Raw genomic sequence first — 14,386 nt, forward strand, 5'->3', positions numbered from 1 at the left:
CCAGCGTGACCCGCCGCGGCGGGTCACGCTGGACATCCAGGGCGCTTTGCGTCCTTTGGGGGTGGTGCGCGCGGTGCGCGGCGTAGGGCTAGTACGTCATTCCGTAGCCGATCGGATACAGCACCTGAGCAGGGTCGTCCGCCCGCTGCACCGCGACCGGAAGCCTGCCCCGCGGCTTCGCCCGGCCGGCGATCACCCGTGCCGCGGCCCGCAGTTCGACGTCCGTCCAGGAGTACGCCGCCAAGTGGGCGCCGGCGGAAGGCAGCTGGGCCACGTCGTACGGATTACGGAGGGCGATGACGACGACCGGGACCCCGGTGGCGGCCAGCCGGTCGACGAGTGTCCGCTGGGAGCTGGCCGCCGTGACGTTGTACGTTCCGACGATCACGGCGTCCGCTCCGGCGGCGGCCGCGGCCGCCGTGTCGATGACCGCGGCGGTGGGTGTCGTCCCCGTGGACAGCGCCGTCGCCGTGAAGCCCAGCGCGGTCAGGGCGGTCGCGAGGACGGTGGTGGGCGGACCGTCGGTGCCGGAGGGCGAGGCGGGGTCGGCGCCCACGACGAGCACGTTCTTGTGCGTACGGCGGGAGAGCGGCAGCAGGCTCCGCTGGTTGACGAGCAGGGTCGTCGTGCGTTCGGCGATCCGGTCGGCCGCCCTGAGGTGGGCCGGGGTACCGACGGCGCGGTCGACCCCGGCGTCGCTGACGTACGGGTCCTCCAGCAGCCCGAGCCCCGCCTTGAGGCGCAGGACGCGCAGGATCGACTCGTCGAGGCGGGCCTCGGTCAGCTCGCCGCCGCGCACCGCGTCGAGCACGGCGTGCCAGGCGACGTCGATGGACGGCGGGTTGAGGAGCTGGTCGACACCGGCCTTCAGGGCCAGCACGGGGACGCGGTCGTCGCCGTACTTCGTGCGCACGCCCTCCATGCCGAGCGAGTCCGTCACCACGACGCCGTCGTAGCCGAGTTCCTCCCGCAGGATGCCGGTGAGGATCGGGCGGGAGAGCGTGGCCGGATCGCCGGCCGGGTCGAGCGCCGGGACCATGATGTGGGCGGTCATGATCGAGTCGATGCCGGCCCGGATCGCGGCGCGGAAGGGCACGGCGTCGAGGTCCGACCACAGCTCACGGCTGTGCGTGATGACCGGGAAGCCGAAGTGACTGTCCACGGCGGTGTCACCGTGCCCCGGGAAGTGCTTGGACGTGGCCGCCACGCCCGCGCCGCGGTATCCCCGCACCTCGGCCGTCACCAGCCCGGCCACCGCTTCCGGGTCGGCGCCGAAGGAGCGTACGCCGATGACCGGGTTGGCCGGGTTGACGTTCACGTCGGCGACCGGGGAGTAGTCCTGCCGGATGCCGAGCGCGCGCAGTTCGGTCCCGCTGAGCCGCCCCACGGTGCGGGCGTCCTCCCGCGAGCGGCCCGCGCCCAGCGCCATCGCGCCCGGGAAGAGCGTCGCGGGTTTGCCGACCCGGGCCACTATGCCGTGCTCCTGGTCGGTGGAGATCAGCACGGGAAGGCCGCGCGGCTGGGCCAGGGAGACCCGCTGGATGCCGTTGGACAGCGCCGCGATCTGGTGCGGGTCGCGGGTGTTGTGGGCCCACGTGAAGTAGATGATGCCGCCGACGCGATAGCGGGTGATCAGTTCGGCGGCCGTTCTGACGCCGAGTTCCGCGAGGTTGGCGTCGATGTCGGCCTGGTCGGGGGCGGTGGCCGAATGGCCGTACACCCGCATCACGAAGAGCTGGCCGACCTTCTCCTCCAGCGTCATGCGGGAGATCAGGGCGCGGAGTGACGTTTCGTCATGCCGGCCACCGGCGGCCCGCGCGGGGGCCGTGCTCAGGGCGAGGGCGGCGGTGGTTCCGGCGGTGGCGGCGAGGACCGTTCGTCTGGACGGTTGTGCGGTGCTTCCCGTGCTGGAGTCGCGCACGAGCGCTCCTTCCCTGGTGAAGGAAACTTCCGAGGACCACGAATATCCGGGAAGTTTCTTCCAGTCAAGGGTGTGCACAGTAGCCGGACAGGGGCCGTCACCGGCGCAGTTGGAGGGGGGCGCGCCGGTGACGGCGTGCTGCCGGCCGCAGGCGGCGGAGAGGGTGGTCAGCGATCGCAGCCAGCGGCGAGGCCGACACCGCACTGCGAGACTCGTGCGGCAGCATGCCGATTGGACGGGCCGGCACGGGTCCGGGTTCCCGGATTCCGGCCGGTCGGCGAAGTCGTTACGGGAGTGCCGGGCGGGTCCGGTGAGGCGTCGACACGCTGCTCACGGGGCGTCGTGCCGGGACGCCGAGGGCCAGTGGGACGGGAGGGCGCGGACCGTCTCCGCGATGGCCGGACGCCGGGCGGCGGCGGTGCGCCACAGCGCGTACAGCCGTCGTACGGGCATCGCCTCGACCTCCCTGGCGCCCTCGCGCTCGGCCCGCGAGGTGGTCCATCCGGCGGACGGTCCGACGCGGGACCGGACCGGGGCGCCGCCGGACGCGGAGCCGGAGTCCGCGGTCAGTGCGGGATGCCGTCGATCAGCTCGCGGGCTCCCTGGCGCAGCAGGGCGACGGCGACCGACGTGCCGAGGGTCGCGGCGTCCAGCCGGCCCGCCCACTCGTGCGCGTTCAGGACCGTCTTGCCGTCCGGGGTGAACACGCAGGCGCGCAGGCTCAGTTCGCCACCGCGGTCGACCTTCGCGTAGCCCGCGATCGGCGAGTTGCAGTGGCCCTGCAGGACGTGCAGGAACATGCGCTCCGCGGTCGCCTCGCGGTGCGTGTCCGGGTCGCCGAGGTCGCTGACCGTCTCGATCAGCTCCGAGTCGCCCTCGCGGCACTGGAGGGCCAGGATGCCCGCGCCGATCGGCGGCATCATCGTCTCGGGCGACAGGACCTCGCTGATCACGTCCGTACGGCCGATGCGTTCGAGCCCGGACACCGCGAGCAGCAGCGCGTCCGCCTCACCCGCCGCCAGCTTCTCCAGCCGGCGGTTGGCGTTGCCCCGGAACGGCACGCACTCCAGGTGCGGGTGCGAGGCGGCGAGCTGTGCGACGCGCCGTACGGAGGAGGTGCCGATCCGGGCGCCCTGCGGCAGCTCGTCCAGGGTGAGCCCGGCGGGGTGGATCAGCGCGTCGCGGATGTCGTCCCGGGCCAGGAAGGCGGCGAACATCGTTCCCGCGGGCAGCGGACGGTCCGCCGGGATGTCCTTCACGCAGTGCACCGCGAGATCGGCCTCGCCCGCCAGCAGCGCCGCGTCGACCTCCTTGGTGAACGCGCCCTTGCCCTCGACCTTGGAGAGGTCGCCCATCCACTTGTCGCCGGTCGTCTTCACCGGGACGACCTCGGTGCGGATCTCTGGATGCAGCGCGCTCAACTCGGCGCGTACGCGCTCCACTTGGGCCAAGGCCATGGGGGAGTCGCGGGAGACGATACGGATCAGTTCCGGGGCCGACATGCCGACCACGATAGCCGGTTTGCCGGGGGTGGGTGGGGGGTAGGGCGATCGCCCCAGGTGGTGGCGGGGAGGCGGTGCGGGTGGCTCGCGGTCACGGGTGTGGCGGCGGGTGCGGCGCAAGGGTGGGACGCGGGTGCGGCGGCATGGTGCGACGCGGGTGCGCGATGCGTGGTGGGTGGGTGGTGCGCGAGGCGTGGTGAGTGGTGGGTGGTGCGCGAGGCGTGGTGCGCGGTGCGTGGTGCGTGGTGGCGGTCCGTGTGGGGCGGTTGCGTGCCGGGTCCGTGAGGAGGCGGGTCGGGGCTACGCCGACTCGTTCAGCAGACGCGCGAGGTGGTCCCGGCCCGGACTCAGCAGGTCCGGAAGCGGCGCGGCGGCCTCGTACCACCGCTTCTCGTACTCCCAGCACAGCCAGCCGTCCCAGCCCTCCCGGGAGAGCAGCTCCACACACTCCGCGAGCGGCAGAACGCCCGCGCCCAGCGGGAGCGGGGTCGTGTCCTCGGCGGACGCGATGTCCTTGACCTGTACATAGCCGAGGTACGTGCACAGGGCCGCGTACGTCGACGGCGGCTCCTCGCCGCCGAGCCAGGTGTGCATGACGTCCCACAGCGCGCCCACGTGGTGATGGCCGACCAGGCCCAGGATCCGCGTCGCGTCCGCGCCGGTGCGGTGCGAGTCGTGGGTCTCCAGCAGGATGCGTACGCCCAGGTCGGCGGCGTACTCCGCGGCCGTGCCGAGCCGTCGGGCCGCCGTCGCGTCGGCCTCCTCGGAGCTCTGCTCGGCACTCGCGCCCGGGAAGACACGGACGAAGGGGGCCGACAGGTCCCGGGCCAGGTCCAGGAGTTCGCGGATCTCGGCGACCACGGGGCCGTCGTCGCCCGGCGCCGCCACCCGCGCGTACCCGGCCAGACCCATGATCTCCACACCGCCCGCCTCGAACGCGGCGACGACCTCGGCCCGCTCGGCCGGCCCGAGCCCCGGGTGCACCGGCTCCTCGGGGTGCGCGCGGAGTTCCACGCCGTGATAGCCGTGCGTGGCGGCGAGTCGTACGACGTCGGGGACGGGGAGCGCGGGCACGCCGAGCGTGGAGAAGGCCAGCTTCATGGTCCGGGACCCTACCCGGCACTCCGGATCATCCGGGGGAGACGTGCAGGTCGAGCCGCCAGTCCTGGCCGACGAGATCCGCGCCGAAGGAACGGTGCGGTTTCTCGGCGACCAGGGAGAAGCCGTGGCGCCGGTAGACGTGGCCGGCCGCGGTCAGGACGTCGTTGGTCCACAGGACGAGGTCCCGGTAGCCGCCGTCCCGCGCGAAACCGACGACCGCCTCGACCAGCCGGTCGCCGATGCCCAGGCCGCGGGCGTCCGGCTCGACGAGCAGCAGACGCAGCCGGGCCGCTCCCGGGGCGTCGTCCCGCACGCACATCACACAGCCCACCGGCCGCCCGGCCAGCTCGGCGATCCAGACCCGCTCCAGGTGCGGATCGTGGTCCTCGGCGAAGTCCGCGACGATCCGGGCGACCAGGCCCTCGTAGTCGGTGTTCCAGCCGTACTCGGCGGCGTACAGCGCGGCGTTGCGCTGCACGATCCAGCCGAGGTCGCCGGGGACGGGCTCGCGCAGCACGACGTCCTCGCGGTGGCGGCGCGCGCTCGGGGCGGGGTGACGGGGGGACAGGAGTGTGCGCACGGTGTGCATCGCCTCGGCGAGACGGGGGCGGTCGCCGGCCGGGACGGTCGCGAGCAGGGCGCCGACGGATTCCCGGGAGCGTTCGTCCAGGACGGCCGCGGTCTCCCGGCCCTGCCGCGTGAGCGTGATCCGGCGGCGGCGCGGATCGCGCTCCGAGGGGGTCCGCTCGATCAGGCCGTGCTGCTCGAACTTGTTCAGGATGCGGCTCAAGTATCCGGAGTCCAACGACAGTTCGCCGCGGAGGTCGGTGGCGTCGGTGCGCGGGGAGTGCGCGAGCTCGTACAGCACGCGTGACTCGGTGAGGGTGTACGGGGCGTAGAGGTGGCGGCCGTAGTCGAGTGCGCCGATGACGTTCGTGTAGAAGCGGTTGAAGGAGCGGATGTCCTGGACGGTCATGGTCAACCCCGGATGTCGGCTCTTGGTGTCGGCTCTGGCGATCGGTGCGGGTGGATCTGGGGGAGTCGGGGCGGGCTGGGTTCGGGAGGCGGCGCGGGCGGTGCGGGGGAGCGGCTCGGGCTGTGCGCGGCGAGCGGTCCGGGCCGTACCGGGCGAAGGGCGTGGACGGTTGACTCAGTCAGCGGTACGGGTCGAGCGTACGGGGATGGGCGAGGCGGCGTCCACGGGACGGACGTGCCCGGTGTTCGTGGAGTCCGGGTGAAGGCGGCCAATCTCCGGCAACGGCCGGGCGACGTTCCGGCGACCCGGGTCATGGCTTGGCCAACCCCTTTCCGCGCGTTGTCCACAAGTTCACCGCGCGCCTCTGCCAACCCTCCTCCGCCCCAAGGAGAGTGAAACGGCGGGCCGTCCCGGCGGGCCCCCGCGGTTCGACTCCCGAGAGCTGACGAAGTCTCAAGAAGGGGTATCCATGACCGAGTTGACGCGTCGTAGACTCCTGGGTTCGGCCGCCGGCGCGCTGGGCGGCGCCGCGGCACTCTCCCTCCTCCCGCCGAGCGTCCAGAAGGCCGTCGCGGCCGGACCGCCCCGGCACGGTTCGCTCCGCGACATCGAGCACGTCGTCCTGCTGATGCAGGAGAACCGGTCCTTCGACCACTACTTCGGCACGTTGTCGGGCGTCCGGGGTTTCGCCGACCCCCACGCGCTGGAGCTCGACACCGGCCGGTCGGTGTTCTACCAGCCCGACGCCGTGAACCCGAAGGGCTACCTGCTCCCCTTCCACCTCGACACCCACACGTCCAGTGCCCAGGCCATCCCCTCCACGAGCCACGCGTGGGCGGTGCAGCACGAGGCGTGGAACGGCGGCAGGATGGACCGGTGGCTGCCGGCGCACCGCAAGGCGGACGGGGCGAACGGCCCGTATGTGATGGGGTACTACACGCGCGAGGACATCCCGTTCCAGTTCGCGCTCGCCGAGACGTTCACCATCTGCGACAACTATTTCTGCTCGGTGTTCGGGCCCACCTGGCCCAACCGGCTGTACTGGATGACCGGGACGATCGACCCGGGCGGGACGCAGGGCGGGCCCGTCCTCGTCAACAAGGCGCCGACGCCGTACCGGTGGACGACGTACGCGGAGCGGCTTCAGGCGGCCGGGGTCGGCTGGAAGGTGTACCAGCAGGACGACGACTACGGCTGCAACATGCTGGAGCAGTTCGCGAACTTCCGGGCCGCGCAGCCGGGATCCGACCTGTACGAGCGCGGGGTGCGGCCGCAGCCGGAAGGGACGTTCGAGGACGACGCCCGCAACGACCGGCTGCCGGCCGTGTCGTGGATCATGCCGACCAGTTACCAGTCGGAGCATCCGGACTATCTGCCCGCGGCGGGTGCGGACTTCGTCGCCTCGAAGATCGAGGCGATCGCGTCGAACCCGAAGGTGTGGCGGAAGACGGCGTTCATCCTCAACTACGACGAGAACGACGGCCTGTTCGACCATGTGCCGCCGCCCACGCCGGCGGACGGGACGGCCGGCGAGTTCGTGCAGGGGCTGCCGATCGGGGGTGGGTTCCGGGTGCCCGCGATCATCGTCTCGCCGTGGACGGTGGGAGGCTGGGTGGCGACGGAGGCGTTCGACCACACGTCGGCGCTGCAGTTCCTGGAGCGGTTCACCGGGGTCGAGGAGCCCAACGTCAGCGACTGGCGCCGGTCGGCGTTCGGTGACCTCACGTCCGCGTTCCGTTTCTCCCACTCCCGTCCGCGCGCGCCGCGGCTGCCGGACGACACGGCGGAGCAGTTGGAGAAGGCGAAGGAGGAGGTGGCGACACTGCCGAAGCCGACGCTTCCCGGTGCCGATCAGTCCTTCCCGCATCAGGAGAAGGGGCGTCGGCCGCGCGTCTGAGCGGCTGCCGGTGGGTGGGCGGTGGTGATGGGGCGGGGCCGTGCCGGTGTGTCGAGGACGTCGCCGCTGGATCAGACGTGCGTCTGGCGTGCGAACCGCTGCTCGATCCGAACGTCAGCGACGTCCTTGCGACACACCGGCACGGCCCCTCCGGTGCGTCCACGGCCGCGGGTTCGGGGAGGGTGTGGGTTCGGGTGGGGGCGCCGGTACGGGTGTGGGTACGGGTGTGGGGGTGGCAGCTTCGGCGGGGGCGCTCACCGTCAGTCCGTCCGGAACCCTCTGGCGCGGGCCCACATGGTCAGCCCGTCCGGCGTTTGAGGACGAGCCCTTCGGGCGACGGGGGTCCAGGGGGCGGAGCCCCTTGGCGGGGGGCTGGGGGCGGAGCCCTCAGGGATGGGTCGGGTAGGGGCGGCGGGGGCGAGGAGCGGGGTGGGCGGCGTCAGGCGGAGGAACGGGGGCCCTCACCCCTGGGGGCCCCGGTGGACCCCCGCACCATCAACTCCCCCCGCACCCTGGCGATCCCCCCGGGGGGAGCCTCCTCCCGGCCCATGGCCACCCGCCCGGCCCGCGCCCCCGCCTCCGACAACGGCAACCGCACCGTCGTCAACGCCGGCACCGCGTCGACACTGAACGGCAGATCGTCGAACCCGGCGACCGACACCTCGTCCGGGATCCGCAGCCCCGCGTCGCGCAACGCCGCACACGCACCGAGCGCGACGGTGTCGTTCGCGGCGACGACAGCCGTCAGCCCGGGCTCCCTGCGCAGGAGTTCCACCGTCGCCTCGTACCCCGAGCGACGGTCGTAGCGTCCGTGCACGGTCCACCGCGGATCGTCCTCGATCCCGTGCGCGGCGAGCGCGGCGCGGTGGCCTTCGAGTCGGTGCCGGGTCGTGGTCCGCTCCTCGGGCCCCGCGATGTACCCCATCCGCCGGTGCCCGAGCCCGATCAGATGCTCGGTGAGCTGCCGGCCGCCACCCCGGTTGTCGAAGGTGAGCGCGATCGCCCCGGGAGCCTCCGGCGCCGGCGGGCGCCCGCACAGGACCACCTGGGTCCCCGCGTCCCCGAGCTTGCGCAGCTTCGCCGCGACCGCCGCCGCGTGCGGCGCGTCCTCGACGGCGCCGCCGGTCAGCACGACTGCGGCGGCGCGCTGACGCTGGAGCAGTGTGAGGTACGTCAGCTCGCGCTCCGCGATGCCGCCGGTGTTGCACACCACCCCGAGCCGCTCGCCGCCCGCACGCCCCCCGGGACCCTCGATCTCCGACTGGATCGCCGCTGCCATGATCCCGAAGAACGGGTCGGCGATGTCGTTGACCAGGATCCCGACCAGGTCGGAGGTGGCGGCGGCCAGCGAACTCGCGGGTCCGTTCAGGACGTAGTCCAGCTCGTCCACCGCGCGCAGCACCCGTTCGCGCGTGGACGCCGCGACGGGATAGTTCCCGTTCAGCACCCGGGACACGGTCGCGGGCGAGACCTGTGCACGCGCCGCCACGTCCGCCAGGGTCACGGTCATCTCGTCGTCCTCCGGTCGCGCGTCTCGTTGTCGTCGTGGTGCAACGGGCGGGTGCGGGGAGTCGGGGCGCCGAGGCGCACGGCCGTGCGTCGCGCACACCCACGCACTCGTGTACGCCCGCCACGTGCGGGTCCATCCGATCGTGCCCGCGCCCTCAAGTCCAGCCGTCCGGGCGGTCGAACATCTCGTCACCCGCGTGGTCTTGTCCGATCGGCTGGACAGAGGCTAGCTTCTCCCTTGGATAGAAAGCGCTTGCTGTCGCGCTCGTCAGTGGGGCGTACGCGGCGCTGAACCCGCGTACGAAGGGGATGACGTGACACGCAAGACGGTGCGTATCGCCATGAACGGCGTGACGGGACGCATGGGGTACCGCCAGCACCTCGTCCGCTCGGTTCTCGCCCTGCGCGACCAGGGCGGCCTGGATCTGGGTGACGGCACGACGCTGTGGCCCGAGCCGGTCCTCGTCGGCCGCCGCGAGCACGCGCTGAGGGCGCTCGCCGAGCGGCACGGGCTGGAGCACTGGTCGACGGACCTGGACGCGGTCCTCGCCGACCCGGCCGTCGACCTCTACTTCGACGCGCAGGTCACCTCCGCCCGCGAGGAGGCCATCAGGAAGGCCGTCGCGGCCGGGAAGCACGTCTACACCGAGAAGCCGACCGCCACCGGGCTGGACGGCGCCCTGGAACTGGCCCGGCTCGCGGGCGCGAAGGGCGTCAGACACGGGGTCGTGCAGGACAAGCTCTTCCTCCCGGGGCTGCTGAAGCTCAAGCGTCTGATCGACGGCGGCTTCTTCGGGCGGATCCTGTCCGTGCGGGGGGAGTTCGGCTACTGGGTCTTCGAGGGCGACTGGCAGCCGGCCCAGCGCCCCTCCTGGAACTACCGCGCCGAGGACGGCGGCGGCATCGTCGTCGACATGTTCCCGCACTGGGAGTACGTCCTGCACGAGCTCTTCGGCCGGGTCACCTCCGTCCAGGCGCTCATTACCACCCACGTCCCGCAGCGGTGGGACGAGCGGGGCAAGCCGTACGACGCGACGGCCGACGACGCCGCGTACGGCGTCTTCGAGCTGGAGGGCGGTGCCGTCGCCCAGATCAACTCCTCCTGGGCCGTGCGCGTCAACCGTGACGAACTGGTCGAGTTCCAGGTCGACGGCACGGAGGGATCTGCTGTCGCCGGGCTGCGCGACTGCCGTGTCCAGCACCGCTCCGCCACCCCCAAGCCGGTCTGGAACCCCGACATCCCAGCCGCGTACTCCTTCCGCGACCAGTGGCAGGAGGTCCCCGACAACACGGAGTTCGACAACGGTTTCAAAGCCCAGTGGGAGTTGTTCCTGCGGCACGTCTACGCGGACGCGCCCTACCGCTGGGACCTGTTGGCCGGCGCCCGCGGTGTCCAGCTCGCGGAACTGGGCCTCAAGTCCTCGGCCGAGGGCCGCCGTCTCGACGTACCGGAGATCTCGCTGTGACCGTCCGGCTGCCGGACCCGACGGGCGGGGTGAGGCGGTACGAGCCGCGCGCCGAGCCGCTCGCCCTCACCGCCGGGGCGCCCTTCACCTCCCGTACGGTCTTCTCGGCCGCGCACGTCGTCGCCGACCCGTACGCCGACGTGTCCCCCGACTCGCCCGCCGCCGTCGACTGGGACGCCACCCTCGCCTTCCGCCGCCACCTGTGGTCCCACGGGCTCGGTGTCGCCGAGGCGATGGACACCGCCCAGCGCGGGATGGGCCTGGACTGGGCGGGCGCGGCCGAACTCATCCGCCGGTCGGCCGCGGAGGCGAAGGCGGCAGGCGGCCGGATCGTGTGCGGAGCGGGGACCGACCAGATCACCTCCGGCTCCCTCGCGGAGGTCCGCGCCGCGTACGAGGAGCAGCTCGCGCTCGTCGAGGAGACCGGCGCGCAGGCCGTCCTGATGGCCTCGCGGGCGCTGACCGCCGCCGCGCGGGGCCCCGAGGACTACCTCGACGTCTATGGGCATCTCCTGCGCCAGGCCTCCCGGCCGGTGGTCCTGCACTGGCTGGGCCCGATGTTCGACCCGGCGCTGGAGGGCTACTGGGGGTCGAGCGATCCGGACGCGGCCACGGACGTCTTCCTGGAGGTGGTCGCGGCCCGTCCCGACAAGGTCGACGGCGTCAAGGTCTCCCTCCTCGACCCCCGGCGCGAGGTCGGACTCCGCCGCAGGCTCCCGCACGGGGTCCGCTGCTACACGGGCGACGACTTCCACTACCCCGAACTGATCGCGGGCGACGAACAGGGCTTCAGCCATGCCCTGCTGGGCGTCTTCGACCCGCTGGGACCACTGGCGGCCGAGGCGGTGCGCGTGCTCGACACGGGCGACGCGAAGGGGTTCCGTGAGCTGCTCGATCCCACCGTCGAGCTGTCCCGTCACCTCTTCCGGCCGCCGACCCGCTTCTACAAGACGGGAGTTGTCCTCCTGGCGTGGCTCGCCGGACACCAGCGGCACTTCACGATGGTGGGCGGCCTCCAGTCGGCCCGTTCCCTCCCGCACCTCGCGCGGGCCTACGAACTGGCCGACGGGCTGGGCCTGTTCCCCGACCCGGCCCTGGCGGAGGACCGCGTGAAGAACCTGCTCGCACTGTACGGAGTGGACCAGTGAACCCGAAGAGCCCGGTGAACCGGACGAGCGACGCTCTTGAGCGGTTCAGCATCAACCAGATGACCGTAAAGCAGCTCACGTTGCCCGAACTCGTCTCCACGTGCGTCGAGTTGGGTGTCCGGGGTGTGGGGCTCTGGCGTGAGCCGGTCCGCTCCCACGGCACCGGGGCCACCGCCAGGCTCGTGCGTGCCGCGGGTCTGTCGGTGACGACACTGTGCCGCGGGGGGTTCCTCACGGCGACCGAACCCGCCGAACGCGCCCGCGCCCTGGACGACAACCGCGCCGCGGTCGACGAGGCCGCGACACTCGGCACCGACACGCTGGTCCTGGTCTCCGGCGGTCTGCCGGCCGGCTCGAAGGACCTGCGCGGCGCCCGTGAGCGCGTCGCCGACGCGCTGGCGGAGCTGGGTCCGTACGCCGCCGCGCACGGCGTACGGCTGGCCGTCGAACCCCTGCACCCGATGTACGCCGCCGACCGCTGTGTCGTCTCCACCCTCGCCCAGGCCCTGGACCTCGCGGAGCGATTCCCCGCCGACCAGGTGGGCGTCGCCGTCGACACCTACCACGTCTGGTGGGACGACACCGCCCCCGCCCAGATCGCCCGCGCGGGGGCGTCCGGACGTATCCACACCTTCCAACTCGCCGACTGGACGACCCCGTTGCCCGAGGGCGTCCTCGACGGCCGCGGCCAGATCGGCGACGGAGTCGTCGACATGCGGGAGTGGCGGGGGTACGTCGAGGCGGCGGGCTACACCGGTCCCATCGAGGTCGAGCTGTTCAACGACGTGCTGTGGGCCCGTGACGGACGGGAGGTGCTGGCGGAGACGGTGGCGCGGTTCGTGGAGCACGCCGGTCACCGGTAGCCGCGCAGGTGTGGTGGACGGGTGGCGGCCGGTGCCGGTCAGTGGTGCCGGGCGCTCCGCGCCTGTCGTCGGAGCGCGGAGGTCACTTCCGTGTTCCGCGGGCGGCCCGCTTGGTCAGGACCGACAGCAGCACCGGGATCACCAGCTCGATCACCCGCGCCACCGTCGCCGGAGGCAGCCCCGTCTTCCTGGCGACCGCGTTCGCGACCGGCCTGCTGATGCGGGCGAGCAGGCCGCCCATCAGGCCCCCGGTACCCATGCCACCCAGGCCGCCCAGGGTGGCCACACCGCTCAGCGGGGCCTCCTGCGCCTCCGCGTACGCCTGCTGGACCTCACCGGGATCCGTGACCGCGCGGTCCTGGATACCTCCCGAGAATTCCGACACCGTCGTGCCCACGACCTCGCGCGCCCCGGCCGCGTCCGTGCCGAGCAGACCCGCGATCTCCTGGAGCCCGGCGTCGTCGAGCGCGTCGAGCACATCCTTCTGGAGCGGCTCCTCGTTCATGCCGCAAACGCTACGTGCACCCCGGTCGGTCGGCACGCCGAAAAAATCCGGGAAGTCCGTACAACCCTCCCCGCACCTGGTGTGTCGTACGTGGCATCAGGACTTCTGGAGGGGGATCCGGGGGGATCGCGGGGGTTCTGATACGGAGGGGAACCCGAGGGGGCCAGGTCGACGGACCGGGCCCCCTCGAAGTGTTCCGGTCCCCGCTCATGGCCGGGACCGGGGCATGGACCGTGACCCGCGCGGAGCGGCCGAATCCGCCCGTTGCCTCTGTGACGCCGGACGCCCACGCTGCTCCCTGAGCCGGACGACGGTCGATACGGGGGGCGGATCCCGTGCTGCGCATCCACTTCACGCCCGAGGACTTCAGCCGTATCCGGGTGGCGGGCACTCCCGACCCGCTCTGGGAGATCACCTGTAGCCTGCACAGACTCCAGACCACGCGCGGGCGCTGGGCGTACGCCGACTGGTACCGCACCACCCGGGACACCCTCGCGGGCACCGGACTCGGCGCGGTGGTCCGCCGGCTGCTCGTCCCGGTCCTGCCGCGCGCGCTGTACCTCCCCGACTTCCTCACCCCGTACGAGGCCGCCGACGGGCTGGAGCGGGGACTGGCGGCGATCGTCGACACCCCGGCCGCCCGCGTCGCCCACGAGGTGAGCCTGCTGGACCGGCTCAGCGGAGCCCCGTCCTGGGCACCCCGGCTGGTGGAACGCGGCACCCGTGAGGAACTCGTCAAGGCCCTGCGCGCCTACCACGAAGCGGTCATCGCGCCGCACCACGACCGCATCTGCGCGGGAATCGCGGGGGAGCGCGCGCTGCGGGCCCGCCAGACCCTCGACACCGGCATCGACGGGCTGCTCGCCGGTCTGTCGCCGGTCATGCGCTGGCGGCCACCGGTCCTCCACGTCGACTACGTGGAGGACCGCGACCTGTATCTCGGCGGCCGCGGACTGCGCCTGGTCCCGTCGTACTTCTGCTGGCAGTCGCCGATCTCGATGGCCGACGACACCTTGCGGCCGGTGCTGATCTATCCCCTGCACACCTCCCGCCCGCCCGCCGCCGCGCCGGCCGCCGACGCCCCCCTCGCCGCGCTGCTGGGCGGCACCCGGGCCGCCGCCCTGCGGTCCCTGGCCCTCGGCGCGACCACCTCGGAGCTGGCCCGCTTCCTCGGGGTCTCGCCCTCCACCGCCACGCATCACACCACGGTGCTGCGCGACGCGGGTCTGATCACCAGCCGGCGGTGGCACAACACCGTGCTGCACACCCTCACCCCGCTGGGGGCGGCGATGCTCCGCCGGACACCGGTGGCCCCGGAAGGCCCCTCGGCCACACACGTCGAGTTCCGGTCATGACCCACCGCCCGCGGCGGACCGAGCGCGTCCCGGTCCGTCCCAGCGGACCCACGGGCCGCACGGTCACCGCCGGAGCAAGGGACTCCGCCGTCCGGCCGGGGACTTTCGAGCCCGGTCGAAGGTCGTGGTCCGCACGGGCCCGC

Annotated in this window: 11 protein-coding genes and 1 pseudogene; 5 read left to right on the plus strand and 7 right to left on the minus strand. The window is 72.7% G+C overall.

Going from position 1 to position 14,386, the window contains the following annotated elements; all coding sequences use genetic code 11:
• Positions 1–88: 88 nt before the first annotated feature.
• The 5 genes and pseudogenes from GFH48_RS25450 to GFH48_RS25470 all read right to left on the minus strand — a co-directional run bounded on the left by GFH48_RS25450 (position 89) and on the right by GFH48_RS25470 (position 5,500).
• Positions 89–1,921 (minus strand): glycoside hydrolase family 3 protein, encoded by a 1,833-nt coding sequence (locus GFH48_RS25450; RefSeq protein WP_153290467.1) that lies wholly within the window; start codon positions 1,919–1,921, stop codon positions 89–91.
• A gap of 330 nt (positions 1,922–2,251) precedes the next feature.
• Positions 2,252–2,383 (minus strand): annotated as a pseudogene (locus GFH48_RS25455) (LysR family transcriptional regulator); the annotation flags it as partial.
• A 104-nt stretch (positions 2,384–2,487) separates the two neighbouring features.
• The gene (hemC, locus tag GFH48_RS25460; protein WP_153290468.1) at positions 2,488–3,423 is read right to left on the minus strand and encodes a hydroxymethylbilane synthase; all 936 of its coding nucleotides are present in this window, start codon (positions 3,421–3,423) and stop codon (positions 2,488–2,490) included.
• A gap of 300 nt (positions 3,424–3,723) precedes the next feature.
• Entirely contained in the window at positions 3,724–4,524 is an 801-nt protein-coding gene (locus GFH48_RS25465; protein ID WP_153290469.1) for a sugar phosphate isomerase/epimerase family protein, read from the minus strand.
• A 28-nt stretch (positions 4,525–4,552) separates the two neighbouring features.
• The gene (locus GFH48_RS25470; RefSeq protein WP_153290470.1) at positions 4,553–5,500 is read right to left on the minus strand and encodes a bifunctional helix-turn-helix transcriptional regulator/GNAT family N-acetyltransferase; all 948 of its coding nucleotides are present in this window, start codon (positions 5,498–5,500) and stop codon (positions 4,553–4,555) included.
• Positions 5,501–5,969: 469 nt separating this feature from the next.
• Here GFH48_RS25470 and GFH48_RS25475 point away from each other — a divergent pair, with 469 nt between their 5' ends.
• On the plus strand, positions 5,970–7,397 hold the full coding sequence (locus GFH48_RS25475; protein ID WP_153290471.1) for an alkaline phosphatase family protein: 1,428 nt from the start codon (positions 5,970–5,972) through the stop codon (positions 7,395–7,397).
• Between the two features lie 439 nt (positions 7,398–7,836).
• Here GFH48_RS25475 and GFH48_RS25480 read toward each other — a convergent pair whose 3' ends face one another.
• A complete protein-coding gene (locus GFH48_RS25480) occupies positions 7,837–8,907 on the minus strand; it encodes a LacI family DNA-binding transcriptional regulator (RefSeq protein ID WP_153290472.1) in 1,071 nt (356 codons plus the stop codon).
• Positions 8,908–9,220: 313 nt separating this feature from the next.
• Here GFH48_RS25480 and GFH48_RS25485 point away from each other — a divergent pair, with 313 nt between their 5' ends.
• The 3 genes from GFH48_RS25485 to GFH48_RS25495 are packed head-to-tail and all read left to right on the plus strand — an operon-like array spanning position 9,221 to position 12,383.
• A complete protein-coding gene (locus GFH48_RS25485; RefSeq protein ID WP_153290473.1) occupies positions 9,221–10,372 on the plus strand; it encodes a Gfo/Idh/MocA family protein in 1,152 nt (383 codons plus the stop codon).
• Positions 10,369–11,520, plus strand: coding sequence for a dihydrodipicolinate synthase family protein (locus tag GFH48_RS25490; RefSeq protein ID WP_153290474.1), 1,152 nt, complete (start codon positions 10,369–10,371; stop codon positions 11,518–11,520). The genes GFH48_RS25485 and GFH48_RS25490 overlap by 4 nt, the downstream gene beginning before the upstream one ends.
• A 59-nt stretch (positions 11,521–11,579) precedes the next feature.
• Complete coding sequence (locus GFH48_RS25495) at positions 11,580–12,383, plus strand: sugar phosphate isomerase/epimerase family protein (protein WP_153290475.1); 804 nt, start codon at positions 11,580–11,582, stop codon at positions 12,381–12,383.
• An 82-nt stretch (positions 12,384–12,465) separates the two neighbouring features.
• Here the strand turns inward: GFH48_RS25495 and GFH48_RS25500 are convergent, their stop codons facing one another.
• Entirely contained in the window at positions 12,466–12,888 is a 423-nt protein-coding gene (locus GFH48_RS25500; RefSeq protein WP_153290476.1) for a DUF937 domain-containing protein, read from the minus strand.
• Positions 12,889–13,223: 335 nt separating this feature from the next.
• Between GFH48_RS25500 and GFH48_RS25505 the strand changes: the two genes are divergently transcribed.
• A complete protein-coding gene (locus tag GFH48_RS25505; RefSeq protein ID WP_153290477.1) occupies positions 13,224–14,243 on the plus strand; it encodes an ArsR/SmtB family transcription factor in 1,020 nt (339 codons plus the stop codon).
• The last annotated feature ends 143 nt before the right edge of the window (positions 14,244–14,386 follow it).

Origin of the sequence: Streptomyces fagopyri, assembly GCF_009498275.1 — a bacterium.
Classification (GTDB): domain Bacteria; phylum Actinomycetota; class Actinomycetes; order Streptomycetales; family Streptomycetaceae; genus Streptomyces; species Streptomyces fagopyri.

Bases quoted from the DNA above. Each gene is read 5' to 3' on its own strand.
- GFH48_RS25475 (WP_153290471.1), top strand. From the start codon at position 5,970: ATGACCGAGTTGACGCGTCGTAGACTCCTGGGTTCGGCCGCCGGCGCG.
- GFH48_RS25495 (WP_153290475.1), top strand. From the start codon at position 11,580: ATGACCGTAAAGCAGCTCACGTTGCCCGAACTCGTCTCCACGTGCGTC.
- GFH48_RS25480 (WP_153290472.1), bottom strand. From the start codon at position 8,907: ATGACCGTGACCCTGGCGGACGTGGCGGCGCGTGCACAGGTCTCGCCC.
- GFH48_RS25500 (WP_153290476.1), bottom strand. From the start codon at position 12,888: ATGAACGAGGAGCCGCTCCAGAAGGATGTGCTCGACGCGCTCGACGAC.
- GFH48_RS25470 (WP_153290470.1), bottom strand. From the start codon at position 5,500: ATGACCGTCCAGGACATCCGCTCCTTCAACCGCTTCTACACGAACGTC.
- GFH48_RS25465 (WP_153290469.1), bottom strand. From the start codon at position 4,524: ATGAAGCTGGCCTTCTCCACGCTCGGCGTGCCCGCGCTCCCCGTCCCC.
- hemC (WP_153290468.1), bottom strand. From the start codon at position 3,423: ATGTCGGCCCCGGAACTGATCCGTATCGTCTCCCGCGACTCCCCCATG.